This is a genomic window from Cellulomonas sp. Root137 (assembly GCF_001426725.1).
In the GTDB taxonomy this organism is placed as follows: Bacteria; Actinomycetota; Actinomycetes; order Actinomycetales; family Cellulomonadaceae; genus Cellulomonas.
The window spans coordinates 279037-303649 of record NZ_LMFG01000003.1 but is presented as its reverse complement, the minus strand read 5'-3'; the positions used below and the strand labels follow the sequence as shown (position 1 = coordinate 303649).

Annotated in this window: 22 protein-coding genes; 4 read left to right on the top strand and 18 right to left on the bottom strand. The window is 71.2% G+C overall.

The genetic code is table 11. The features are described 5' to 3' along the window. Nucleotides 1–50: 50 nt before the first annotated feature. The 9 genes from ASD18_RS16465 to uvrC form a co-directional block, all read right to left on the bottom strand. The gene (locus tag ASD18_RS16465; protein WP_056094567.1) at nt 51–398 is read right to left on the bottom strand and encodes an RNA polymerase-binding protein RbpA; all 348 of its coding nucleotides are present in this window, start codon (nt 396–398) and stop codon (nt 51–53) included. Nucleotides 399–409: 11 nt separating this feature from the next. Further along, the gene (gene secG / locus ASD18_RS16460; RefSeq protein WP_056094564.1) at nt 410–652 is read right to left on the bottom strand and encodes a preprotein translocase subunit SecG; all 243 of its coding nucleotides are present in this window, start codon (nt 650–652) and stop codon (nt 410–412) included. 158 nt (nt 653–810) lie between these two features. Then, complete coding sequence (tpiA, locus tag ASD18_RS16455; protein ID WP_082574155.1) at nt 811–1605, bottom strand: triose-phosphate isomerase; 795 nt, start codon at nt 1603–1605, stop codon at nt 811–813. A 3-nt stretch (nt 1606–1608) separates the two neighbouring features. Continuing rightward, the gene (gene pgk, locus ASD18_RS16450; RefSeq protein WP_056094558.1) at nt 1609–2808 is read right to left on the bottom strand and encodes a phosphoglycerate kinase; all 1200 of its coding nucleotides are present in this window, start codon (nt 2806–2808) and stop codon (nt 1609–1611) included. Between the two features lie 114 nt (nt 2809–2922). Next, the gene (gap, locus tag ASD18_RS16445) at nt 2923–3927 is read right to left on the bottom strand and encodes a type I glyceraldehyde-3-phosphate dehydrogenase (RefSeq protein WP_056094555.1); all 1005 of its coding nucleotides are present in this window, start codon (nt 3925–3927) and stop codon (nt 2923–2925) included. A 221-nt stretch (nt 3928–4148) separates the two neighbouring features. Then, nucleotides 4149–5129, bottom strand: coding sequence for a DNA-binding protein WhiA (whiA, locus tag ASD18_RS16440; protein ID WP_056094552.1), 981 nt, complete (start codon nt 5127–5129; stop codon nt 4149–4151). Between the two features lie 50 nt (nt 5130–5179). Then, nucleotides 5180–6157 (bottom strand): uridine diphosphate-N-acetylglucosamine-binding protein YvcK, encoded by a 978-nt coding sequence (gene yvcK / locus ASD18_RS16435; protein WP_056094549.1) that lies wholly within the window; start codon nt 6155–6157, stop codon nt 5180–5182. After that, entirely contained in the window at nt 6154–7098 is a 945-nt protein-coding gene (gene rapZ / locus ASD18_RS16430) for an RNase adapter RapZ (protein WP_056094547.1), read from the bottom strand. Before rapZ ends, yvcK begins: the two co-directional genes overlap by 4 nt. Further along, entirely contained in the window at nt 7095–9113 is a 2019-nt protein-coding gene (uvrC, locus tag ASD18_RS16425; protein ID WP_056094544.1) for an excinuclease ABC subunit UvrC, read from the bottom strand. Before uvrC ends, rapZ begins: the two co-directional genes overlap by 4 nt. A gap of 61 nt (nt 9114–9174) precedes the next feature. Here uvrC and ASD18_RS16420 point away from each other — a divergent pair, with 61 nt between their 5' ends. After that, a complete protein-coding gene (locus ASD18_RS16420) occupies nt 9175–9687 on the top strand; it encodes an OsmC family protein (protein WP_056094542.1) in 513 nt (170 codons plus the stop codon). Between the two features lie 39 nt (nt 9688–9726). On the opposite strand, the gene uvrA is transcribed toward ASD18_RS16420, so the two are convergent. Further along, entirely contained in the window at nt 9727–12615 is a 2889-nt protein-coding gene (uvrA, locus tag ASD18_RS16415; protein ID WP_056094539.1) for an excinuclease ABC subunit UvrA, read from the bottom strand. Nucleotides 12616–12721: 106 nt separating this feature from the next. Here uvrA and ASD18_RS16410 point away from each other — a divergent pair, with 106 nt between their 5' ends. Together ASD18_RS16410 and ASD18_RS16405 are read left to right on the top strand one after the other, a co-directional pair. Continuing rightward, nucleotides 12722–14545 (top strand): glycoside hydrolase family 15 protein, encoded by a 1824-nt coding sequence (locus ASD18_RS16410; protein WP_056094536.1) that lies wholly within the window; start codon nt 12722–12724, stop codon nt 14543–14545. After that, entirely contained in the window at nt 14542–15213 is a 672-nt protein-coding gene (locus ASD18_RS16405) for an MBL fold metallo-hydrolase (protein WP_056094534.1), read from the top strand. The genes ASD18_RS16410 and ASD18_RS16405 overlap by 4 nt, the downstream gene beginning before the upstream one ends. A gap of 2 nt (nt 15214–15215) precedes the next feature. Here the strand turns inward: ASD18_RS16405 and ASD18_RS16400 are convergent, their stop codons facing one another. From ASD18_RS16400 to ASD18_RS16390, 3 genes are read right to left on the bottom strand one after another with little or no spacing between them, the layout of a single operon-like run. After that, nucleotides 15216–16904, bottom strand: a complete 1689-nt coding sequence (locus ASD18_RS16400; protein ID WP_056094532.1) for an AMP-binding protein — start codon at nt 16902–16904, stop codon at nt 15216–15218. 29 nt (nt 16905–16933) lie between these two features. Next, the gene (locus tag ASD18_RS16395) at nt 16934–17452 is read right to left on the bottom strand and encodes a GNAT family N-acetyltransferase (protein ID WP_056094530.1); all 519 of its coding nucleotides are present in this window, start codon (nt 17450–17452) and stop codon (nt 16934–16936) included. Between the two features lies 1 nt (nt 17453). After that, complete coding sequence (locus ASD18_RS16390; RefSeq protein ID WP_056094527.1) at nt 17454–18617, bottom strand: acyl-CoA dehydrogenase family protein; 1164 nt, start codon at nt 18615–18617, stop codon at nt 17454–17456. 37 nt (nt 18618–18654) lie between these two features. Here ASD18_RS16390 and ASD18_RS16385 point away from each other — a divergent pair, with 37 nt between their 5' ends. Then, nucleotides 18655–18939, top strand: coding sequence for a YciI family protein (locus tag ASD18_RS16385; protein ID WP_056094522.1), 285 nt, complete (start codon nt 18655–18657; stop codon nt 18937–18939). Nucleotides 18940–18942: 3 nt separating this feature from the next. Here ASD18_RS16385 and ASD18_RS16380 read toward each other — a convergent pair whose 3' ends face one another. From ASD18_RS16380 to coaE, 5 genes are all read right to left on the bottom strand, one after another. Further along, complete coding sequence (locus ASD18_RS16380) at nt 18943–19962, bottom strand: TerC family protein (protein ID WP_056094519.1); 1020 nt, start codon at nt 19960–19962, stop codon at nt 18943–18945. Between the two features lie 10 nt (nt 19963–19972). Then, nucleotides 19973–20980 (bottom strand): TerC family protein, encoded by a 1008-nt coding sequence (locus ASD18_RS16375; RefSeq protein WP_056094516.1) that lies wholly within the window; start codon nt 20978–20980, stop codon nt 19973–19975. 214 nt (nt 20981–21194) lie between these two features. Then, complete coding sequence (uvrB, locus tag ASD18_RS16370; protein ID WP_056094513.1) at nt 21195–23300, bottom strand: excinuclease ABC subunit UvrB; 2106 nt, start codon at nt 23298–23300, stop codon at nt 21195–21197. A gap of 45 nt (nt 23301–23345) precedes the next feature. Beyond that, nucleotides 23346–23984 (bottom strand): pyroglutamyl-peptidase I, encoded by a 639-nt coding sequence (gene pcp / locus ASD18_RS16365; RefSeq protein WP_056094511.1) that lies wholly within the window; start codon nt 23982–23984, stop codon nt 23346–23348. Then, nucleotides 23981–24610 (bottom strand): dephospho-CoA kinase, encoded by a 630-nt coding sequence (coaE, locus tag ASD18_RS16360; protein WP_056094508.1) that lies wholly within the window; start codon nt 24608–24610, stop codon nt 23981–23983. The genes pcp and coaE overlap by 4 nt, the downstream gene beginning before the upstream one ends. Nucleotides 24611–24613 lie beyond the last annotated feature (3 nt).

Here is a 24613-nt window from a genome sequence, read left to right as displayed (position 1 = left end):
ACGAAGGCCCCCCGCAACGCTGCGAGGGGCCTTCGTCGATCTGTGCGAGCTCAGCCGCCGCGCTTGGCGCGGAGGGCGGCCAGCGCCTCGTCGAGGATCGCGGCGCCGTCCTCGTCGGACCGCCGCTCCTTCACGTAGGCGAGGTGCGTCTTGTAGGGCTCGTTCTTGGACGGCGACGGAGGGTTCTCCTGGTCCTGCCCGGCGGGGAACCCGCAGCGGGGGCAGTCCCACGTGACCGGGGCCTCGAGAGCGGCCTCCTCGGCGAAGCTGGGCCGGGTCTCGTGCCCGTTGGCGCACCAGTACGACACCCAGACCCGCGGGGCGGTGTCCCCGCGCTCGGCCTCGCCCATCGGGCCGGCACCGACACGCGACCCCCTGATCGCACTCCCGCTCGCCATCGCCTACCGCCTCAGACCGTGCGCTCGATGAGACCGAGCAGGATGATGATCGCCGTCCACACCAGTGCGGTGCCGACCGTGATCCGGTTCAGGTTGCGCTCCGCGACACCGGAGCTCCCGGCGCTGCTCGTGATGCCGCCACCGAACATGTCGGACAGGCCACCGCCCTTGCCCTTGTGCAGCAGGACGAGCGGGATGAGCAGGAGGCTGGTCAGCACCAGCAGCACCTGGAGGGCGATACGAAGGCCGGTCACGTCGGTGTCAGTTCCTTACTGGGCGGGCACGTCGACGGCGGTAGAGCCAGCGACGCTGCGGTGGACCGCGGTACAGGGTAGGCGACGACGGGGGCGATAAGCCACCACCGTACGCGGGCAGGTCGCAGGGTGGCCCCCACGACCTGCCCGCGGTGGTCTCAGAGACCCACGGCGTGCGACTTGTACCGCGCGATCGCGGCGAACTCCTCGGGGTCCAGGCTCGCGCCGCCGACGAGCGCGCCGTCGACGTCCGGCTTCGCCATGATCGAGGCGACGTTGGACGACTTCACCGAACCGCCGTAGAGCACGCGGACCGCGTCGGCCGTCTCGGCGTCGTACAGCTCGCCGATGCGCGTCCGGATGGCGGCCGCCAGCTCCTGGGCGTCCTCCGGGGTCGCCGTCTCGCCGGTGCCGATGGCCCAGACGGGCTCGTAGGCCACGACGATCGTCTTGACCTGCTCCGCTGTCAGACCGGCGAGGGCGCCGTCCAGCTGCGCGAGCGTGTGCGGCACGTGCTCGCCGGCCTTGCGGACGTCGAGCACCTCGCCGACGCACAGGATCGGGACGATGCCCGCGCTGAGCGCCGACGTGACCTTGGCGTTGATGAGCTCGTCGGACTCGTTGTGGTACTCACGACGCTCCGAGTGGCCGACGGCGACGTACGTGACGCCGAGCTTGGCCAGGAACAGCGGCGAGATCTCGCCGGTGTAGGCGCCCGACGTGTGCGCCGAGACGTCCTGGGCGCCGTAGACGAGCTCGAGCTTGTCCGCGTCCACGAGGGTCTGCACGCTGCGCAGGTCGGTGAACGGCGGCAGGACGCAGACCTCGACGGCCGAGAAGTCGTGCTTCGCGTCCTTGAGAGTCCACGCGAGCTTCTGCACGGTGTGGGTGGCCTGGTGGTGGTCCAGGTTCATCTTCCAGTTGCCCGCCATCAGCGGGGTGCGAGTGGTCAACGCTCAGTCCTCCAGAACCGCGATACCGGGGAGCGTCTTGCCCTCGAGGAACTCGAGGCTCGCGCCACCACCGGTCGAGATGTGTCCGAACCCGGCCTCGTCGAAGCCGAGCGTGCGCACGGCCGCGGCGGAGTCGCCACCGCCGACGATCGTGAAGCCGCCGTGCGTGCCCGCGTCGACGAGCGCCTGCGCGACGGCACGCGTACCGCCCGAGAACGCCTCGAACTCGAAGACGCCCGCCGGACCGTTCCAGACGATCGTCTTGGCGTCCACGATCTTGCTCGCGAACAGCGCGCTGGAGTCAGGGCCGATGTCCAGGCCGATCTTGCCGTCCGGGATGGCGTCGGCCGCGACGACCTGCGCCGGGGAGTCCGCCTTGAACTCGTCGGCGACGACGATGTCGGTGGGCAGGACGATCTCCACACCGGCCTCCTCCGCCTGCGCGAGGTAGCCCTTGACGGTCTCGATCTGGTCCTCCTCGAGGAGCGAGTTGCCCACCGAGTAGCCCTTGGCCGCGAGGAACGTGAAGAGCATGCCGCCACCGATGAGCAGGCGGTCCGCCTTGGTGATCAGGTTGGCGATGACGCCGAGCTTGTCCGACACCTTGGAGCCGCCGAGCACCACCACGTAGGGGCGCGCCGGGTCGTCGGTCGCCTTGCGCAGCGACGCGACCTCCTTCAGGACGAGCTTGCCGACCGCGTGCGGGAGCACCAGCGCCACGTCGTACACGGACGCCTGCTTGCGGTGCACGACGCCGAAGCCGTCGGAGACGAAGACATCGGCCAGCGCGGCGAGCTCGCCGGCCAGCTCGGCGCGCTCGGCGTCGACCTTGGACGTCTCACGCGCGTCGAACCGGATGTTCTCCAGCAGCGCGATCTGACCGTCCTGCAGCGCGGCCACGGCCGCCTTGGCGGAGTCGCCGACGACGTCGGTCGCCAGGGCGACGGGCTGGCCGAGCAGCTCGGAGAGCCGGTCCGCGACGGGCTTGAGGGAGTACTTGTCCTCCGGCGCGCCCTTGGGGCGGCCGAGGTGGGCCATCACGACGACGCGGGCGCCGGCGGACAGGAGCGCCTGCAGCGTCGGGAGCGCCGCGCGCACGCGGCCGTCGTCGGTGATGGTGGTGCCGTCGAGCGGCACGTTGAAGTCGGAGCGGACCAGGACGCGCTTGCCGCGCAGGTCCCCGAGGTCCTCGATGGTCTTCATGGTTTCCTACCTTCGATCGAGCGGGGGCAGACATGGCTGCGTCCGCGTGCGCCGGGGCCGAGAGGCCGGGGCGCACGCGGACGCATGACCGTCACTCGTGGAACGACGAGAGCGTCAGAGACGCTCGCCGACGTACGACGTGAGGGCGACGAGGCTGTTCGAGTAGCCCCACTCGTTGTCGTACCAGGCGATGATCTTCACCAGGTCGCCGCTCACCTTGGTGAGCTTCGAGTCGAAGATGCTCTGGTGCGGGTTCGTGACGATGTCGCTCGACACGATCTCGTCCTCGACGTACTCGAGGATGCCCTTGAGCGGGCCGTCCGCGGCGGCCTTGACCGCAGCGTTGACCTCCTCGACGGTGACCTCGCGCGAGGCCGTGAACGTCAGGTCCGTGGCCGAGCCGGTGATGACCGGGACGCGCAGCGCGAAGCCGTCGAGCTTGCCCTTGAGCTCCGGGAGCACGAGCGCCACGGCCTTGGCCGCGCCGGTCGAGGTCGGGACGATGTTCTGCGCCGCGGCGCGCGCACGACGGAGGTCCTTGTGGGGGCCGTCCTGCAGGTTCTGGTCACCCGTGTAGGCGTGGATCGTGGTCATGAGGCCACGCTCGATGCCGATCGAGTCGTTCAGGGCCTTGGCCACCGGGGCGAGGCAGTTCGTGGTGCACGACGCGTTGGAGATGATGTGCTGCGTCGCGGCGTCGTAGTCGGTGTGGTTGACACCGACGACGAACGTGCCGTCCTCGTTCTTCGCCGGGGCGGAGATGATGACCTTCTTGGCGCCGGCCTCGAGGTGGGCCTTCGCCTTCGTGGCGTCCGTGAAGAAGCCGGTCGACTCGATCACGATGTCCGCACCGAGCTCGGCCCACGGCAGCTTGGCCGGGTCCCGCTCCTCGAGCGCACGGATCTTCTTGCCGTCGACGATGATGTTCTCGTCGTCGAAGTCGACGCTCAGCGGGAACCGGCCCAGCACGGTGTCGTACTTGAGCAGGTGCGCGAGCGTCTTGTTGTCCGTGAGGTCGTTCACGCCGACGATCTCGATGTCGGCACCGGAAGCCAGAATGGCCCGGTAGAAGTTACGCCCGATACGGCCGAAGCCGTTGATACCGACGCGGATGGTCACTTGCCCTCCTCGGCAGCGCCGACGAGGGGCCGGCGCACACATTTTGGTGATGGGGTCACGCACGCCGCTGTGCGCTCCGGACGTCGGCGGCATAGGCGGTTTCTCGTGCCCAACACATGTCCGTCGTGTGACGTTCGGATGACATGAACCCTATACCAGTGACCGGGCTCACGCGGTGACGAAGGTCCCTGATGAGACGCCGTCCCCCGTGATGTCCCAGGTCAGAGGTCGAGCAGGTCGGGGCTCAGGCCCGCCTCGGTGTCCGGGATGCCGAGCTCGGCCGCGCGCTTGTCCGCGGTCGCGAGCAGGCGTCGGATCCGACCGGCCACGGCGTCCTTGGTGAGGGTCGGCACGGCGAGCTTGCCCAGCTCCTCGAGCGAGGCCTCCTTGTGCGCCAGGCGCAGCTCGCCCGCCTCGCGCAGGTGCTCCGGGAGCTCGTCGCCGAGGATCTCGAACGCCCGCTCGACCCGCGCACCCGCGGCCACCGCGGCACGTGCGGATCGGCGCAGGTTGGCGTCGTCGAAGTTGGCGAGCCGGTTGGCGGTGCCGCGGACCTCGCGCCGCACGCGACGCTCCTCCCAGACCAGCATCGTCTCGTGGGCGCCGAGCCGGGCGAGCATCGCGCTGATCGCGTCCCCGTCCCGGATGACGACACGGTCGATGCCGCGCACCTCCCGGGCCTTCGCGGCGATCCCCAGACGTCGCGCGGCACCCACCAGGGCGAGCGCCGCCTCGGGACCGGGGCACGTGACCTCGAGGGCCGACGACCGGCCCGGCTCGGTGAGCGAGCCGTGCGCGAGGAACGCGCCGCGCCAGGCGGACTCGGCCTCGGCGACGCCGGCCGACACGACCTGCGGCGGCAGACCGCGGACCGGTCGTCCCCGGTTGTCCAGGAGCCCGGTCTGGCGTGCCAGCGACTCGCCGTCCTTGACCACGCGGACCACGTACCGGCTCCCCCGGCGCAGTCCGCCGCCGGAGACGACGATGATCTCGCTCTCGTGCCCGTACACCTCGGAGATCGCCTGCCGGAGCCGACGAGCCGCGATGCCCGTGTCCAGCTCCGCCTCGATGACGATCCGGCCGGAGATGATGTGCAGGCCCCCCGCGAACCTCAGGGTGGCCGAGACCTCAGCCTTCCGTGAGGACGTCTTGTCCACCTTCAGCCGGGCGAGCTCGTCCTTCACCTGTGCCGTCAACGCCATGGGGTGCATCCTGCCATTGCAAGACGCGTGTCCGGGACCGGTCCGGTCACCTACTCGGGTGGGTTCTCCCGCGTGCCGACGTCGCCGAGGAACCCCTCGAGCACGTCCGAGTAGGCCCCCGCGAGGCGCAGCGGGTCGTGCCTGGCGGTCCCGTCGCCGCGACTGACCTGACGCAGCAGCAGGCGCGCGCCCAGGTCCGCGCTCCGCGCAGCGAGCACCGACACGTCCTCGACCGCCGTCGGGTCCGCGATGACCGCATCGACCCTCAGCTCCGGAGCATGCGTCTGCAGCACCTCCAGATACTGCTCGGCACGCATGCCGGCGGTCTCGCCCGATTCACCCGACGCGAGGTTGAGCGTGACGATCGTGCGGGCGCGCGTGCGGTGCAGGGCGTCCTTCAGGCCGGGGACCAGGAGGTGCGGCAGCACGGACGTGTACCAGGAGCCCGGACCGAGGACGACCCAGTCGGCCGCCTCGATCGCCGCCACGGCCTCCGGGCATGCCGGGGGGTCGGCCGGTTCCAGCCGGACCTGGGCGACGGTCCCGGTCGTGACCGCCACGGCACTCTGGCCGACCACGCGGTGCGTGCCACCCGTGGCGTCGACGACGTCCGCCTCGATCCGCAGCGGCACCGCCGACATCGGCAGGACCCGGCCGCGGGCACCCAGCAGCTTGCCTACCCAGTCGAGGCCCTCGACGGTGTCCCCCAGCAGCTCCCACAGCGCGACGATGAGCAGGTTGCCCACCGCGTGCTTGTCCAGGTCGCCCGTCGAGCTGAACCGGTGCTGCAGCACGTCCCGCCAGGTCCTGCCCCAGTCGGAGTCGTCGCACAGGGCCGCCAGCGCCATCCGCAGGTCGCCGGGAGGCAGCACGCCCAGCTCCTCGCGGAGCCGCCCGGACGAGCCCCCGTCGTCCGCGACCGTGACGACGGCGGTGATCCGGTCGGTCATCAGCCGCAGCGCGGACAGGGACGCGGACAGGCCGTGACCGCCACCGAGTGCGACGACGGCCGGCGCGGCCGCCCTCATTCCTTGCCGAGGTCGCGGGCCGACACGGAGACGAGGTGCCCCCGGTCCCGCAGCCTGGCGGCGATGGCCTCGCTCACGGCGACCGACCGGTGCTTGCCGCCGGTGCAGCCGACCGCGATGGTCACGTACCGCTTCTCCTCGTTGAGGTAGCCCGCGAGCACCGGCTCCAGCGCGTCGACGTACCGGTCCACGAACGTGATCGCGCCCGGCAGGCCGAGCACGTAGTCCCGTACAGGAGCGTCCCTGCCCGTGAGGTGCCGCAGCTCGGTGATCCAGTAGGGGTTGGACAGGAACCGCATGTCCACCACGTGGTCGGCGTCGAGCGGCAGGCCGTACTTGAACCCGAACGACACGACCGAGATGCGCAGGGCGTCCTCGGCGCCGCTGGCCACGACCGAGCGGACCTCGCGGGCGAGGTCGTGCACGTTGAGCTCGGAGGTGTCGATGAGGGTGTCGGCCCGCTCCCGCAGGTCCGCGAGGATCGCGCGTTCCTCCGCGATGCCGTCGAGGATCCGGCCCTGGCCCTGCAGCGGGTGCGGGCGTCGGACCTGCTCGAACCGCCGGACCAGGACCTCGTCGGAGGCGTCGAGGAAGAGGATCCGGTACTCGACGCCGGACTCGCGCAGGCCCTGCAGCACCGGGGACAGGTCACGGAAGAACTCGCGCCCGCGCACGTCGATCACCGCGGCGAGGCGCTGCGCCCCGGCCCCGGCCGGTCCGCTGGTGAGCATCCCGACGAGGTGCGTGAGCATCTGCGCGGGGAGGTTGTCGATCACGTACCAGTCGAGGTCCTCGAGGACCGCGGCCGCACGCGTGCGACCGGCCCCCGACATGCCGGTGATGATCAGGACCTGCGGCTGGCTCAGGTGGGGCGCCTCGGTGGCCGCCTCGAGGGCGGGGATCCCGGCGGGCACCGTGATCGGCGAAGGCTCGTCGCTCATGCCTCCAGCATGCCAGCCGACTCGGCGACCTGGTCCGACGCCACTCCCGGGGAGGCCAGCGCAGCGACGACCGCCGCCGCCGTGCGCTCCCCCATCCCCTGCACCGACGCGATCTCCTCGACCGACGCCGCCCGCAGCCGCTTGACCGACCCGAAGTGCCGCAGGAGCGCCGCTTGTCGCGCGGGCCCGAGCCCGGGCACCCCGTCCAGCACCGACGTCGTCATGCCCTTGCTCCGCCGCTTGCGGTGCGCCGTGATGGCGAAGCGGTGGGCTTCGTCGCGCAGACGCTGGAGCAGGTACAGACCCTCCGAGCTGCGCTGCAGGATCACCGGGTACGCCTCCCCCGGCAGCCACACCTCCTCCAGCCGCTTGGCCAGCCCGACGAGCGCGACGTCGTCGATGCCGAGCTCCGCCATGGCAGCGGCTGCCGCGGCGACCTGTGGTGGGCCACCGTCCACGACGATGAGGTTCGGCGGGTACGCGAACCGGACCGGCTTGCCCGTGACCTCGTCGATGGGCCCCGACCGCAGCGGCAGGCCGTCGTCGTCCTCGCCGGTCCCCAGCTCGACGTCCCGCGCGTCGGCACGGTCGGCCAGGTAGCGCCGGAACCGGCGCGTGATGACCTCGTGCATCGCGGCGGTGTCGTCGCGCGCGCCCTGCCCCTCGGGGCCACGGATGGTGAACAGGCGGTACTCGCTCTTGCGGGCCAGGCCGTCCTCGAACACCACCATCGACGCCGACTGGTACGTGCCCTGGTTGTGCGAGACGTCGTAGCACTCGATCCGCAGCGGCGCGGACGGCAGGTCGAGTGCCTCCTGGATCTCCTGCAGCGCCTGGCTCCTGGTGGTCAGGTCCCCGGCGCGGCGGGTGCGGTGCAGGACGAGCGCGTGCTCGGCGTTCCGGTGCACCGTCGCCGCCAGCTCGCGCTTGTCGCCCCGCTGCGGGATCCGCACCGACACCCTGCTCCCGCGCAAGCCCGTGAGCCACGCCTGCACCTGGTCGACGTCAGGAGGCAGCACAGGGACGAGCACCTCGCGCGGCACCGCCGACGAGCCGGCCCCGCCGTCGCCGGCCGCCGCCTCGGAGCCGTAGATCTGCTGGAGCAGGTGCTCGACCAGCTCGGCGTCGGTGACGTCCTCCACCTTCTCCACCACCCAGCCGCGCTGACCGCGGATGCGCCCGTCACGCACGTGGAACACCTGCACCGCGGCCTCGAGCTCGTCGCCGGCCAGGGCGAAGATGTCCGCGTCGGTGCCGTCCGCCAGCACGACGGCGTTCTTCTCGGTGGCTCGCTGGAGCGTCGCGATGTCGTCCCGCAGCCGCGCCGCGCGCTCGTAGTCGAGCTCCGCGGCGGCCTCCTTCATGCGCGCCGTCAGCCGCCGCGTGAACTTGGCGGTGTCGCCCGCCATGAAGTCGCAGAAGTCCTGCGCCAGGAGGTGGTGGTCGTCCGGGGAGATGCGTCCGACGCACGGCGCCGAGCACTTGTCGATGTACCCCAGCAGGCACGGCCGGCCCTGCTGGTGCGCGCGCTTGAACACGCCGGCCGAGCAGGTCCGGACCGGGAACACCCGCAGCAGCAGGTCGACCGTCTCCCGGATGGCCCACGCGTGCGCGTACGGACCGAAGTAGCGCGTGCCCTTGCGCTTGGCACCCCGCATCACCTGGATGCGGGGGAACTCGTCCGCCAGCGTCACCGCCAGGTACGGGTAGGACTTGTCGTCCCGGTACTTCACGTTGAACCGCGGGTCGAACTCCTTGATCCACGAGTACTCGAGCGCGAGTGCCTCGACCTCGGTGCCGACGACGGTCCACTGCACCGACGCCGCCGTCGTCACCATCTGCTGCGTGCGCTGGTGCAGGCCGGACAGGTCCTGGAAGTAGCTGGACAAGCGCGACCGCAGGCTCTTGGCCTTGCCGACGTAGATGACTCGGCCGTGCTCGTCACGGAAGCGGTAGACGCCCGGCGAGTCGGGGATCTCCCCCGGCGCGGGACGGTACGTGGCGGGATCAGCCATGCGGTCGAGCGTAGTTCGCGGCACCCACGTCACCGAACGGCAGGACCGCTACCGTGGGCTGATGGGCCCCCTGCACACGTACTCCGTCGACCTCACCTGGACCGGCGCCGGCCGGACCGGCACCTCGAGCTACACCGCGTACAGCCGCGATCACGAGGTGCGGATCGGGTCGAAGCCGCCGCTGCTGGGGTCGTCCGACCCGGCCTTCCGGGGGGACCCGTCGCGGTACAACCCGGAGGAGCTGCTGGTCAGTGCGCTGGCGCAGTGCCACATGCTCTGGTTCCTGCATCTCGCCTCCGCGGCGGGGGTGGTCGTCGTCGGGTACGAGGACCAGGCCGTCGGCACGATGCGCATCGAGGCCGCCGGTCAGGGCCAGTTCCGCGAGGTCGTCCTGCGACCGCGCGTGACGGTCGCCGCCGGGGCGCACCTGCCCACCGGCGCCGCGATCACCGACGGCGTGCTCGCCGGGATCCATCACCAGGCGCACGAGCACTGCTTCATCTCGCGGTCCGTGAACTTCCCCGTGCGGCACGAACCGGTGCCGGTGCGCACGGCGCAGACCGTCCTGCACTGACCGGCTCACGGACGTAGCCGAGCCCACGAACCGGTCGCGTCACGCCGGGACGCGCTGCTTGACCGCGCGGCGCTTGACCGGAGTCGCGACGGGCTCCAGCACCTCGGCCAGGAACCGTCCGGTGTGGCTCGCCTCCACCGAGGCGATGTGCTCGGGCGTGCCCTCGGCGATGACGAGCCCGCCGCCGCTGCCGCCCTCGGGACCCATGTCGATCACCCAGTCGGCGTTCTTGATGACGTCGAGGTTGTGCTCGATCACGATGACCGAGTTCCCCTTGTCGACCAGGGACTGGAGCACGCCGAGCAGCTTGCGGATGTCCTCGAAGTGCAGCCCGGTGGTCGGCTCGTCGAGCACGTAGATCGTCCGGCCCGTCGAGCGGCGCTGGAGCTCCGCCGCGAGCTTGACGCGCTGCGCCTCGCCGCCGGAGAGGGTCGGCGCCGGCTGACCGAGGCGCACGTATCCGAGGCCGACGTCGACGAGGGTGCGCAGGTGCCGGGAGATCGCGGGGACCGCGGCGAAGAACTCGGCGGCCTCCTCGATCGGCATGTTGAGCACGTCGGCGACCGTCTTGCCCTTGAAGTGCACCTCGAGCGTCTCGCGGTTGTACCGCGCGCCGTGGCAGACCTCGCAGGGGACGTACACGTCCGGAAGGAAGTTCATCTCGATCTTCAGCGTGCCGTCGCCGGAGCACGCCTCGCAGCGGCCGCCCTTGACGTTGAACGAGAACCGGCCGGGCGTGTAGCCGCGGACCTTGGCCTCGGTGGTCTCCGCGAACAGTCGGCGGACGTGGTCCCAGACGCCGGTGTACGTCGCCGGGTTGGAGCGCGGCGTGCGGCCGATCGGGCCCTGGTCGACGTGCACGACCTTGTCCAGGTGCTCCAGACCGGTCACGCGCTTGTGCCGGCCCGCCACCTGGCGCGCGCCGTTGAGCTCGTTGGCGAGCACGGTGTAGAGGATCGCGTTCACCAGCGTCGACTTGCCCGACCCGGACACGCCGGTCACCGCGGTGAGCACACCGAGCGGGAACGAGACGTCGATCCCCTGCAGGTTGTGCTCGTGCGCGTTGATCACCGTGAGCTGGCGCTTCGAGTCGACGGGCCTGCGCAGCGGGGGCATGGGGATCGAGCGACGCCCCGACAGGTAGGCACCCGTGACGGACTCCGCCGACGCCAGCAGGCCCGCGAGGTCTCCCGAGTGCACCACGCGCCCGCCGTGCTCGCCGGCACCCGGTCCGATGTCGACGATCCAGTCCGCGGTCCGGATGGTGTCCTCGTCGTGCTCGACGACGATCAGCGTGTTGCCCAGGTCCCGCAGGCGGGTGAGCGTGTCGATCAGGCGACGGTTGTCCCGCTGGTGCAGCCCGATGCTCGGCTCGTCGAGCACGTAGAGCACGCCGACCAGGCCAGAGCCGATCTGAGTGGCCAACCGGATGCGCTGCGCCTCGCCGCCGGACAGCGTCGCGGCCGGGCGGGTCAGTGAGAGGTAGTCGAGGCCGACATCGAGCAGGAAGCCGAGGCGCGCCTGGATCTCCTTGAGCACCTGCGCGGCGATGGCACGCTCGCGCTCGCCCAGCTGGAGCCCGTCGAGGAACTCGCGGGCCTCCCGGATGGGGAGCGTGCAGATCTCGGCGATGGACCTGCCGCCGACCTTGACGGCGAGCACCTCGGGCTTGAGGCGCGCGCCCTCGCACACGGGGCACGGGACCTCGCGCATGTAGGCCTCGTACTTCTCCTTGCTCCAGTCCGAGTCGGTCTCGTTGTGCCGGCGCTCGAGGAACGTGATGACGCCCTCGAACCCGGTCGAGTACTGCCGCTCGCGACCCCAGCGGTTCTTGTACCGGACCTTCACCTCGTGGTTCTGGCCGTGCAGCACCGCGTCCTTGGCCCGCTGCGGCAGCGCGCGCCACGGCACGGACGTGGAGAAGCCCATGTCGGATGCCAACGCGCTGAGCACGCGGGAGAAGTACTCGCTGGAGATCTGCGCCCAGGGCGCGACGGCGCCGTCGTCGAGCGACAGGTCCTCGTCGGGGACCACCAGGTCGGGGTCCACCTCGAGGCGCGAGCCGATCCCGGTGCACTCGGGGCACGCGCCGTACGGGGCGTTGAACGAGAAGGTCCGGGGCTCGATCTCGTCGAGCGTGAGCACGTGGTCGTTCGGGCACGCACGGTGCTCGGAGAACCGCCGCTCGCGCGTCAGGTCGTCGATGTCGGCGTCCACCAGCTCGACGACGAGGAGCCCGCCGGCCAGGCCGAGGGCGGTCTCGACGGAGTCGGTGAGCCGGCGCTGGACGCCCTCGCGGGAGACCAGGCGGTCGATGACGACCTCGATGTCGTGCTTGAGCTTCTTCTCGAGCGCCGGGGGCTCGGTGAGCTGCACGACCTCGCCGTCGACCCGGGCGCGGGCGAAGCCCTTGCTCTGCAGCTCCTTGAACAGGTCCGCGTACTCGCCCTTGCGGCCGCGGACGACCGGCGCCAGCACCTGGTAGCGGGTGCCCTCGGGCAGCTCGAGCAGGCGGTCGACGATCTGCTGCGGGGTCTGCGCGGTCACGCGCTCGCCGCACACCGGGCAGTACTGCGTTCCCGCCCGCGCGAACAGCAGGCGCAGGTAGTCGTACACCTCGGTGATCGTGCCGACCGTGGACCGCGGGTTCCGGTTGGTGGACTTCTGGTCGATCGACACCGCAGGCGAGAGGCCCTCGATGAAGTCGACGTCGGGCTTGTCCATCTGCCCGAGGAACTGACGCGCGTACGCGGACAGGGACTCGACGTACCGGCGCTGCCCCTCCGCGAAGATGGTGTCGAACGCCAACGACGACTTCCCGGAGCCGGACAGACCGGTGAACACGATGAGCTTGTCACGCGGGAGATCGAGGTCGACGTTCCGAAGGTTGTGCTCGCGGGCGCCCTGCACCACCAGTCGTTCATTCACGCGGGGAGTCTACGTGGCCCCACCGACAATCGCACATCTGTTCGACGTGAGTGAAACCACAGCCGGCCGACGTGCCACTCCCCCGGTGCCGGAGGATGCTCACCTCGTGGACAGACCCGACGCCGCCGTCGACCCCCCGCTGGTGCCCATCGGGGACTACGCCGTGCTCGGCGACGGCCGGACCGCCGCCCTCGTCTCCCTGCGCGGCTCGATCGACTGGATGTGCCTGCCGACGTTCGACTCGGCCGCCGCGTTCGCCCGCCTGCTCGGCACCGCGGACAACGGGCGGTGGCTCCTCACGGTCAGGGACGCGACGTCCGTGACCCGGCGGTACCTCGACGACTCGTTCGTGCTGGAGACCACCTACGAGACCGCGCACGGGACCGCCGTCGTGCTCGAGACGATGCCGCTGAACGACGGCCGGTCGGACATCGTGCGCCGGCTCGCCTGCACCCGCGGCACCGTCGAGGTCGAGCACGAGTGGGTGGTCCGGTTCGGCTACGGGGCGGTCGAGCCGTGGGTCCGCCGCCTCACCGACCAGGACGGCAACGAGGCCATCCGCGCGATCGCGGGGCCGGACTCCCTGCTCCTGCGCGGCGACCGGCTCCCCGCCCCGGCGGACCACCGGCACGCGGACCGGTTCACCTTGCACGAGGGCCAGGCCGTCGAGCTGGCCCTGACCTGGACCCGCTCGTGGGACCCCGTCGTGCCCCGGCAGACCATCGAGGACCGGATCGACTCCACCCGGATCGAGTGGGGCCTGTGGGCGCGCAGCTGTGCGTACCAGGGCTCCTACCGCGAGGCCGTCGTGCGCTCGCTGCTGGTCCTGCGCCTGCTCACGGACCACGAGACCGGCGGGATCGTCGCCGCCGCGACGACCTCCCTGCCGGAGGACTTCGGCGGCGAGCGCAACTGGGACTACCGGTACTGCTGGCTGCGGGACGCGGCGATGACGCTCGAGGCGCTCCTGGAGCACGGCTACCGCGACGAGGCGACGGAGTGGCGCGACTGGCTGCTGCGTGCCGTCGCGGGCAACCCCGCCGACCTCCAGATCATGTACCGCGTCGACGGTGGTCGGTACCTACCCGAGGCCGAGCTCGACCACCTGCAGGGCTACGCGGGGTCGCGTCCCGTCCGGGTGGGCAACGCCGCCGTCGGACAGGTGCAGAACGACGTGCTGGGTGAGGTGATGTGCGCCCTGGAGCTGGCGCGCACCGCCGGGCTCCAGGAGACCGCCGACTCCTGGTCCCTGCAGCGCCACCTCGTCGAGGACCTCCTCAGCCGCTGGCGGGAGCCGGACCGCGGGATCTGGGAGGTCCGTGGCGAGCCGCGGCACTTCACGCACTCGAAGGTCATGGCGTGGGCCGCCGTCGACCGCGCGGTGCGTGCGGTCGAGAAGCACGGCCTCGAGGGCCCGGTCGACAGGTGGCGCGCCGAGCGGGACGCGATCCGTGCCGACGTGCTGGCGCACGGCTGGGACGCGGAGCGCAGGACGTTCGTGCAGGCCTACGGCGCCACGCACACCGACGCGGCCCTGCTGCAGATCGCGCAGGTCGACTTCCTGCCGTCGGACGATGCCCGCGTCCTGGCCACGCTCGCGACGATCCGGGACGAGCTCGAGGTCTCCCCCGGGCTGCTGCGCCGGTACCGCACGGAACGGACCGACGACGGCGTCGCGGGCGACGAGCACGCCTTCCTCGCCTGCTCGTTCTGGCTCGCGGACGCCCTCGCGCGGACCGACGACGTCGAGGGCTCGACGGCGGTGCTGGACGTCCTCGTCGGCCTCGCCAACGACGTGGGGCTGCTGGCCGAGCAGTACGACCCGGTCGGGCGGCGGATGGCCGGCAACATGCCTCAGGCCCTGTCGCACCTGGCGCTCGTCCGGGCGGTGCACAGCCACGACCAGGCGCTCGAGCGGAGGAACCGATGACCTACACCGGCGACGTGCGGGCGGGCGGGCCGTCGGCTGTCCGCGTGCTCGACGAGCTCGAGATCCGCAAGGCCGCCGTCGGCCCGATGGACAACAACGCCTACCTGCTGACGTGCCGGTCCGACGGCTCCCAGGTGCTCGTCGACGCGGCGGACGAGCCCGACCGCCTGCTCGAGCTGATCCGCGAGGGATCGTCGACGCTGGACACCGTCGTCACCACCCACCGCCACCCCGACCACCTCCGCGCGCTCGAGTCGCTCGTGGCCGTCACCGGGGCCTCGTCGGCGGCCGGCGCCGACGACGCCGCCGCGATCACCGAGGCGACCGACGTGCCCGTCACCCGCCGCCTGCACGACGGTGACGTCCTGCACGTGGGCCGCGTCGAGCTGGAGGTCGTCGCACTGCGCGGCCACACCCCGGGGTCGATCGCGCTCGCCTACCGCGAACCCGGTGGGCGGACGCACCTGTTCACGGGTGACTCCCTCTTCCCGGGCGGCGTCGGCCGCACGACGAGCCCGGAGGCGTTCGACCAGCTCCTCGGCGACGTGGTCACCCGGGTGTTCGACCGCTTCGACGACGACGCCTGGGTCTACCCCGGCCACGGTCGGGACACCACGCTCGGAGCGGAGCGTCCCCAGCTCGAGGAGTGGCGCGCCCGCCGCTGGTGAGGTCAGCCGGCGAGGACCGACTCCCGCACGACCCGTCGGAGCACCTTGCCGACCTGCGACCGCGGCAGCTCGTCCAGGACGACGAGTCGGCGCGGGAGGGCGTAGCGCGCCAGGTGCCGCTCGCCCCACGCGCGGACGGCGTCCAGGTCGATCCCCCGGGCGCCGGGCTCGAGCACCACGGCGGCGACGACCGTCTCGCCGAGATCTCCGCCGGGCACCCCGACCACCGCGACGTCCGCCACACCGGGCATCCCGCGCAGGTGGTCCTCCACCTGGGAGGGGTACACCTTGAAGCCGCCGCTGACGATGACCTCCTTGATGCGGTCCACCAGGACGACCCAGCCGGTCTCGTCGACGGTGACGATGTCGCCGGTCCGCAGCCAGCCGTCGTCGAGCAGCTGCTCCGCCGTCTCGTCGGCCCGGCCCCAGTAGCCGGCGAACACCTGCGGGCCCCGGATCAGCAGCTCGCCGCGCTCCCCCGGCTCGACCTCGCGCGTGACGTCGGTGGGGTCCACGACCTGGATGCTCGTGCTCGGGAACGGCAGGCCGAGCGTGCCGGGGCGGCGGGCGTCCGTGAGCGGGTTGCCCAGCGCGACGGGTGACGTCTCGGTCATCCCGTACCCCTCGACGACGAGGCCCCCGGTCACGTCTTCCCACTTCTGGGCGGTCGCCGCGGGGAGAGCCATCGCGCCCGAGATCGCGTACCGGAACGACGTGAGGTCGGCTCCCGACGCCGCGGCAGCGACGGCCAGCCGGTCGAGCATCGGCGGGACGGCGGGCAGGAAGGTGCCCGGCAGGCGCTTCTGGGCGGCGAGGACCATCGCGGGGTCGAACGACGGGAACGCGACGAGGGTCGCGCCGACCCGCATCGCGTAGCTCAGGCAGAGCGTCAGTCCGAACGCGTGGAAGAACGGCAGAACCCCGTAGACGACGTCGGTCCCGGGCTCGACGCCCGTCCAGGCGTGGCCCTGCACCGCGTTGGCCACCAGGTTGCGGTGCGTGAGCATCGCGCCCTTGGGCGTCCCCGTGGTGCCGCCGGTGTACTGCAGGAGGGCGACGTCGGACGACGACGGCGCGGGGTGCTCCGGGTCGAGGGGCGCAGCCTTGGCGACGAGCCGGTGCCACATCGGGAACGCCGGCGGCACCGTCCCGCACATGGCGTGACGCGCTCGGCGGGCGCTCGGCAGGGGCAGGCGCAGGGCGAGCTGCTTGGTACGGGGCAGGTCGGCGGACAGGTCCACCGCGACGACGGCCTTGAGCGCCGTCCGGGCGAGCGTCTCGAGGACGCGCGGCACCGCCTTCTCCCACACGAGCGCGACGACGGCCCCGGAGTCGGCCAGCTGGTGCGCGAGCTCGCTCGCCGAGTAGGTGGGGTTGTGCTCGACGACGACCGCGCCGATGCGCAGCGCCGCGTAGAAGGCGATCACGTGCCCGGTGCAGTTCGGGATGACGAGGGCCACGCGGTCTCCCGGCCGGACGCCGAGGTCGAGCAGAACCTGGGCCCCGCGGGCGACGGAGTCGGCCAGCTCCGCGTACGTCGTGGCCGCTCCGAGGAAGTCCACCGCCGTCCGCTCGGGCCACCGCTGGGCCGCGCGGTCGAGCGCCGCGGTGAGCGGTTCGTCGGGGATCGCCACGTCTCGCGGGGCACCCGTCGAGTCGGCGGTCGGTCGGCTGGGTCCCACGGTCGTCATCCCCCGATCGTAACCTACGGGTGCGTAAGTTACTTGAGAGTAGGTTGTGAGTTCGCCCTGCACGACCACCGGGTCACCGACACGCCGTCGGGCTCCACCTCGAGTGGACCACGCCGGTACGACGCCCGCTCGAGCACCCGCTCGCTCGCCACGTTCCCGACCATCGTCCGGGCGTTCACCACGTCGGCGCCGTGCTCCAGGGCCCAGCGCGACAGCGCACGGACGGCCTCCGTGGCGAGTCCCATGCCGCGGCCCGCGGGAAGGAACGCGTAGTAGAGGTGCGGGCCGTCGATGCGCAGGCCCAGCCCGATCGTGCCGACCGCCTCCCCCGACCTCTCGACGACGAACCGCCCACCGCGGCCCTCGGCACGCTGGGTCAGGTTCCGTGCCACCCGCTCGCGCGCCTCGTCCACGCTGACGTCCGCGGGGTAGTACGTCCACTCCGGCACGTCCGCGACCCGGGAGAGGGCGTGGTCGAGCGCCCAGTCGTCCTCCCGCAGGGCGCGCAACCGTGCCCCGTGCAGGTCCAGCACGTCGGGCAGCTCCACGTCACGCCTCGGGCGGACCCAGGACCGACGTGGCGAGGGTGGCGTGCGCCGACTCGTCGTCGGACGGGTGGAACATCCCCGCCAGCACGTCGCGGTACAGCCGTCCCAGCTCGCTCCCCGAGAAGTACGACCCGCCCCCGGAGACGCGGATCGCGTTGTCGACGACCACCCGCGCGGACTCCGTCGCGCGGACCTTGAGCCCGACCAGCTGCGCGAACCAGCGCGACCCGTGGTCCACCTGCTCGTCGACGTCACGCGCGAGGGCGAAGACCTGCAGCTCCGCGCCGTCCTGGGCCAGCACAGCGTCCGCGATGCGCCAGCGGATGTCGGGGTCCTGCGCGTAGGCCCGGCCGTCGTACTTCATCGACGTCCGACGCCGTGCCGCCTCGACTCCCAGCTCGATCGCTCGCCGGCCGATCCCCGTGTAGACCGCGCCGAGCAGGATCTCGAAGACGGCGAAGAGGGCGAAGACGAACGGGTCGGCGCTCGGACCCGGCGGGAGCGACCGGTAGACGCGGTCGGCGGGGGCGAGCGCTCCGTCGAGCACCGTGGTGGCCGACTGGGTGGCGCGCATACCGAGCGTGTCCCAGTCGTCGCGCGCCTCGGTCCCACCGTCGGCGCGGGAGACGACGCCGTGCACGAGCCGGGGGTCGTCGGGGTCGGAGTCGTCCAGACCGAACGTCGCCAGCCGCGTCCACACGGGCGACAGCGACGTGAAGATCTTCGTCCCGCTGTACCGGTAGGAGCCGTCGGGCTGCCCCTCCGCGCGCGTCCGCGAGCCGAACATCACCAGGTCGTTGCCGGGCTCGGAGTTGCCGAACGCGAAGATCTCCCCCGCCGCGGCGTCCCGCAGGATGAACTCGACCGAGTCGTCGCCCCGGGACGCCAGCAGGGCGGCGAGCCCGGTCACCACCAGGTGCATGTTCACCGCCAGCGCCGTGGCCGGTGCTGCCGCGGCCAGTCGTACCTGCTCGCGCGCGACCTCCTCGAGCGTGAGCCCCGCGCCGCCCAGCCCGGTCGGCACGAACGCCGTCAGGTACCCCGCAGCCACGAGGTCCGCGAGGTCGTCGTGCGGGAACGTGTTCTCCCGGTCGTGCAGAGGTGCACGCTCGTGGATCCGGTCCAGCAGGTCCTGGGTGAGCAGCGTGCGCAACGTCCGAGCCATGTCAGCACTCTGCCACCGGCTCGGGCAGGATGACGCCATGCCCACCTATGCCGTCCGCTACACCTACGACGAGCGCACCGACGTGCGCGACCGCGTCCGCCCCGAGCACCGCGCGTACCTGACCGCTCTGGCCGAGCACGGCACCCTGCTCGGCTCCGGCCCGTTCACCGACGGCGACCCCGGCGCGCTCCTGGTCTTCCGCGCGGCGTCACCGGAGGTCGTCGACGCGATCCTCGCGGACGACCCGTTCGTCCGCGAGGGCCTCGTCGCGCACAGCGACGTCCGTGCCTGGGACGTCGTGCTCGGCCCCTGGGCCGCCTGAAGGTCAGTCGGTGGGGTCCGCGACGGGCTCGTCGGGGACCGTCACCGCCCGGCGCTCGTCGCGCCGCACCTTGACGATGCTCGCCACCGCGGTCGTCCCGAGGATCACGACGATCGCACCCAAGGACACCCCGATCGGGATCTCCGGAACCCACGCCACCGGCTCGCCGCCGTTGATGAACGGCACCTCGTTCTCGTGCAGCGCGTGCAGCACCAGCTTGACGCCGATGAAGCCGAGCAGGACCGCGAGCCCGATGTTCAGGTACACCAGGCGCGTGAGCAGGTCACCCAGCAGGAAGTAGAGCTGGCGCAGACCCATGAGCGCGAACAGGTTGGCCATCAGGACCAGGTACGGCTCGCTGGTCAGCCCGAAGATCGCCGGGATCGAGTCGAACGCGAAGAGCAGGTCCGTGGCGCCGAGCGCGACGAGCACCACGAACATCGGGGTGATCAGCCGGCGGCCGCCCTCGACGACCGTGAGCTTGACGCCGTGGTAGTTCGGCGTGGCCGGGAGCCACCGCTGGACGAGCCGCAGGATCAGTGGCGGGTGGAAGTCGTCGTCGCCCGCCTCGCCCTCCCGGCCGACCTTCCAGGCCGTGTACACGAGGAAGGCGCCGAAGAGGTAGAACACCCAGCTGAACGCGTCGATGACCGCGGCGCCCGCCCAGATGAACAGGCCGCGGAACACCAGCGCGAGGATGATCCCGATGAGCAGGGCCGTCTGCTGGTAAGCCTTGGGGACCGCGAACTTGCCCATGATCAGCAGGAACACGAACAGGTTGTCGACCGACAGCGAGTACTCCGTCAGCCAGCCGGCGTAGAACTGACCGGCGTACTCGGCGCCACTCGTCAGCCAGACGCCGATCCCGAAGAGGACGGCCAGGCCGATGTAGAACGCGAGGTAGCGCACGCACTCGGCGGTCGACGGCACGTGCGGCCGGCGGGCCACCACGGCGACGTCGACGAGCAGGAGCGCACCGGCCAGACCGAGCGAGACGGCCCAGACAAGGGGGTCGATGTCCAACGGGTGGTCCTCAGCTCTCAGTCTTCGACGCGATGCTCGCGTCGCTTCGGGTCTTCAGCAGGCTCAGCACCGTGGCCACGACGAGGGTGCCGAGGATGACGGTGAGGGACAGCCAGATGGGGATCTCGGGCGCCCACTCGACGGGCTCGCCGTTGTTGATGAAGGGCAGCTCGTTCACGTGCAACGCGTGGAGCACCAGCTTGATGCCGATGAAGCCCAGGATGACGGCGAGACCCTGCGACAGGTAGATCAGCCGCTCTAGCAGGCCGCCGATGAGGAAGTAGAGCTGGCGCAGGCCCAGGAGCGCGAACGCGTTCGCCGTGAAGACGATGTAGGGCTCCTCCGTAAGTCCGTAGATCGCGGGGATCGAGTCCAGCGCGAAGAGGACGTCCGTGGAGCCGATGGCGACCATGACGACGAGCATCGGCGTGAAGAACCGCTTGCCGTCGATCCGCACCGTGAGGCGGTCGCCGTGGTACTCCTCCACAGTCGGCACCAGCCGCTTGAAGAGGCGCACGGCCATGCCGTCACGCTCCTCGCGCGGGTCCGGGTGCTCGGCGTCGTGGTGCTCTCGGGCGAGCTTGATCGCGGTGTACACGAGGAACCCGCCGAAGATGTAGAACACCCACGAGAACTGCTCGATGGCGGCCGCGCCGGCCAGGATGAAGACCGTCCGCAGGATCAGCGCGATCACGACACCGACCAGGAGCACCTTCTGCTGGTACTCACGCGGCACCGCGAACTTCGTCATGATGATGAGGAAGACGAAGAGGTTGTCGACCGAGAGGCTCTTCTCGGTGATGTACCCGGCGAAGTACTCGGTTCCCGGGCCCCAGCCCCAGGCCATCCCCACCACCACGCCGAACACCATGGCGAGCGCAATGTAGAAGATCGACCAGCGCGCGGACTCCTGGAAGCTCGGAGCGTGCGGCGTCCGCACGTGCGCGAAGAAGTCGAAGAAGATCAGACCGACGACGAAGACCGCCGTCCCTGCCCAGACCCAGCCGGACACATCCATGCAGAAACCTCCGGTACGAGAGATGCATCGGTACCGAAGGTCTCCCCCGCCCGTGCGACACATCCGCAGCGGACCGATCCCACCGGGCACCGCGCGAGCGGGTCCGTGATGACGACGGGATCGTGTGTGGGGTACTCCCCTTCAACGTGCGCCAGCATAAGGCACGCATGTGTCGGGCTCGTGTCCTGTCCACGGCGGTCCGACGTGGCTGACCTCAGGCGGTCGCGGCCTGCATCTGCCGGAGTTCCTTCTTCATCCCCGAGATCTCGTCCCGCAGGCGTGCGGCGAGCTCGAACTGCAGCTCGGCGGCGGCCGCGTGCATCTGGTCCGACAGCTGCTGGATGAGGTCCGCCAGCTCGCCCGCGGCCGCGCCCGTCAGACGCGTCCGCTCGTCGCGGGGTCCGCCCTTCGACCCGAAGCCCGGCACCGGCGCCTTGCCGCGGCTGGACTGCCGGCCCGCGCCCCCGAGCAGCTCCGCCGTGTCGGCGTCCTCGCGCGCGAGCAGGTCGGTGATGTCGCCGATCTTCTTGCGCAGGGGTGTGGGGTCGATGCCGTTCTCGAGGTTGTAGGCCACCTGCTTCTCGCGGCGACGAGACGTCTCCTCGATGGCGAGCGCCATGCCGTCCGTGATCCGGTCCGCGTACATGTGCACCTGGCCGGACACGTTGCGCGCCGCGCGCCCGATGGTCTGGATGAGCGAGCGCCCGGACCGCAGGAAGCCCTCCTTGTCCGCGTCCAGGATCGCGACCAGGGACACCTCGGGCAGGTCGAGGCCCTCGCGCAGCAGGTTGATGCCGACGAGGACGTCGTACTCGCCGAGCCGCAGCTCGCGCAGGAGCTCCACGCGGCGCAGCGTGTCCACCTCCGAGTGCAGGTACCGCACGCGGACGCCCTTCTCCAGGAAGTAGTCCGTCAGGTCCTCGGCCATCTTCTTGGTGAGCGTGGTGACCAGCACGCGCTCGTCCCGCTCCACCCGGTCGTGGATCTCCCCCAGCAGGTCGTCGATCTGCCCGGCCGTGGGCTTCACGATGACCTCGGGGTCGATCAGCCCGGTCGGCCGGATGATCTGCTCCACCACACCGTCGGAGATGGACATCTCGTAGTTGCCGGGCGTCGCGGAGAGGTAGACCGTCTGACCGATCCGCTCGACGAACTCCTCCCACCGCAGCGGCCGGTTGTCCGTGGCGCTCGGCAGCCGGAACCCGTGGTCCACCAGGGCGCGCTTGCGGGACATGTCGCCCTCGAACATCGCGCCGATCTGCGGCACCGTCACGTGCGACTCGTCGATGACCAGCAGGAAGTCCTCGGGGAAGTAGTCGATGAGGGTGTTCGGCGCGCTGCCCGGGCTGCGTCCGTCGATGTGCCGCGAGTAGTTCTCGATGCCCGAGCACGAGCCGATCTGGCGCATCATCTCGATGTCGTAGGTGGTGCGCATGCGCAGCCGCTGCGCCTCGAGCAGCTTGTTCTGCCGCTCCAGCTCCGCCAGGCGGTCCTCGAGCTCCAGCTCGATCCCGTGGATCGCGCGCTCCATGCGCTCCGGGCCGGCGACGTAGTGGGTGGCGGGGAAGATGTGCATCTGCTGCTCGGAGTGGACCACGTCCCCGGTGAGCGGGTGCAGCGTGGCGATCGCCTCGATCTCGTCCCCGAAGAACTCGATCCGGATGGCCAGCTCCTCGTACACCGGGATGATCTCGACGGTGTCCCCGCGCACGCGGAACGTGCCGCGCGTGAACGCCATGTCGTTGCGGGTGTACTGCATGGTGACGAACTTGCGCAGCAGCTGATCCCGGTCCACCTGGTCGCCCACGGAGAGCGTCACCATGCGGTCGACGTACTCCTGCGGCGTGCCGAGGCCGTAGATGCAGCTCACGGACGCGACCACGATGACGTCCCGACGGGTGAGCAGCGAGCTGGTGGCCGAGTGCCGCAGCCGCTCGACCTCGTCGTTGATCGACGAGTCCTTCTCGATGTACGTGTCCGTCTGCGCGATGTACGCCTCGGGCTGGTAGTAGTCGTAGTACGAGACGAAGTACTCGACGGCGTTGTTGGGCAGCAGCTCCCGGAACTCCGTGGCCAGCTGGGCTGCGAGCGTCTTGTTCGGGGCCATGACGAGCGTCGGGCGCTGGACCTGCTCGATGAGCCAGGCGGTCGTCGCGGACTTGCCGGTACCCGTGGCACCGAGCAGTACGACGTCCTTCTCCCCCGCCTTGATGCGCTCGGTCAGCTCCTTGATCGCCTTCGGCTGGTCACCGGACGGCGTGTACTCGGAGATCACCTCGAACGGCGCGACGGTCCGCTGGAGATCGGTGACTGGACGCATGCCACAACCGTACGTGCCACCACCGACACCCGCGTCGACGGGGGCTCAGGCGAGCGTTCCGGCGGACTCCCGCAGGTCCGTGGTGGTCGACAGCGCGGCTCGCAGGAGGGCGTGCAGCGCCGAGGCGGCGTCCCCGACCTCCATCGACGCGCCACCGTCCTCGACCTGGGCCGGCGTGCGCGGCACGTGCACGAAGCCGCTGCGGACCTCGGGCCGTGACGACAGCAGGTGCTGCAGCGCGTAGAACGTCGCGTTGCAGACGTACAGACCGGCGGTGTTCGAGACCTCGACCGGCACACCGGCGTCGCGCACCGCCGCGGCGCACGCCTTGACGGGCAGCGTGGAGAAGAACGCGGCGGGGGCGCCCGCGATCACGGGGACGTCGACCGGCGCCGACCCGTCGACGTCCGCGATCCGGGCGTCGATCACGTTGACGGCGACGCGCTCCACGCCGACTGCCGCGCGTCCGCCCGCCTCGCCGACGCACACGACCAGGTCGGGCACCACCTCCGCGATCGCCACGCGCAGCTGCTGACGAGCGCCCCGGAACGACACCGGGAGCTCGCGCACCACGAGCTCGGGCGGCGCGGCCCACCGCGAGGCGAGCTCCTGGACCGCCAACCACGACGCATTGACGGTCTGCCCGTCGAACGGTCCGAAACCGGTGACCAGGACCCGCGTCACGGGGTCTCGGCAGCGAGCTCGTCCGCCCGCTCGACCGCGAGCCGGTCCCAGAGCTCGTCGACCTGGGCCCGCAGGAAGTCGTCGCTCCCGGTGCCGTCCAGCACGACGTCCGCGACCGCGAGCCGCTCGTCGTCGCTCGCCTGCGCCGACACCCGGGCCTCCGCCTCGCTGCGGTCCATGCCGCGCAGCCGCACCAGCCGCTCGACGCGCAGCACCGCGGGGGCGTGCACCACCACGAGCACGTGGAACGCGTCCGCCTGGCCGGTCTCGACCAGCAGCGGGATGTCGTGCACCACGACGGCTCCGTGGTCGGTCACCGCGGAAGCCGCCTCGCGCTCGGCTGAGAGCCGACGGACCACCGGGTGCACGATCGCGTCCAGCCGCGCCCTGGCCGCCGGGTCGGTGAACACGATCGAGGCGAGCGCTGCCCGGTCGAGCGCGCCGTCGGCTCCGAGCACGCCCGCGCCGAACTCCTCGACCACCGCGTCGAGCCCCGCAGAGCCTGGCGCCACGGCCTCCCGCGCCAGGACGTCGGAGTCGATCACCACCGCCCCGAGCTCAGCCAGTCGCCGTGCCGCGACGGACTTGCCGGCCGCGATCCCGCCTGTCAGTCCGATGCGTTGCATCCG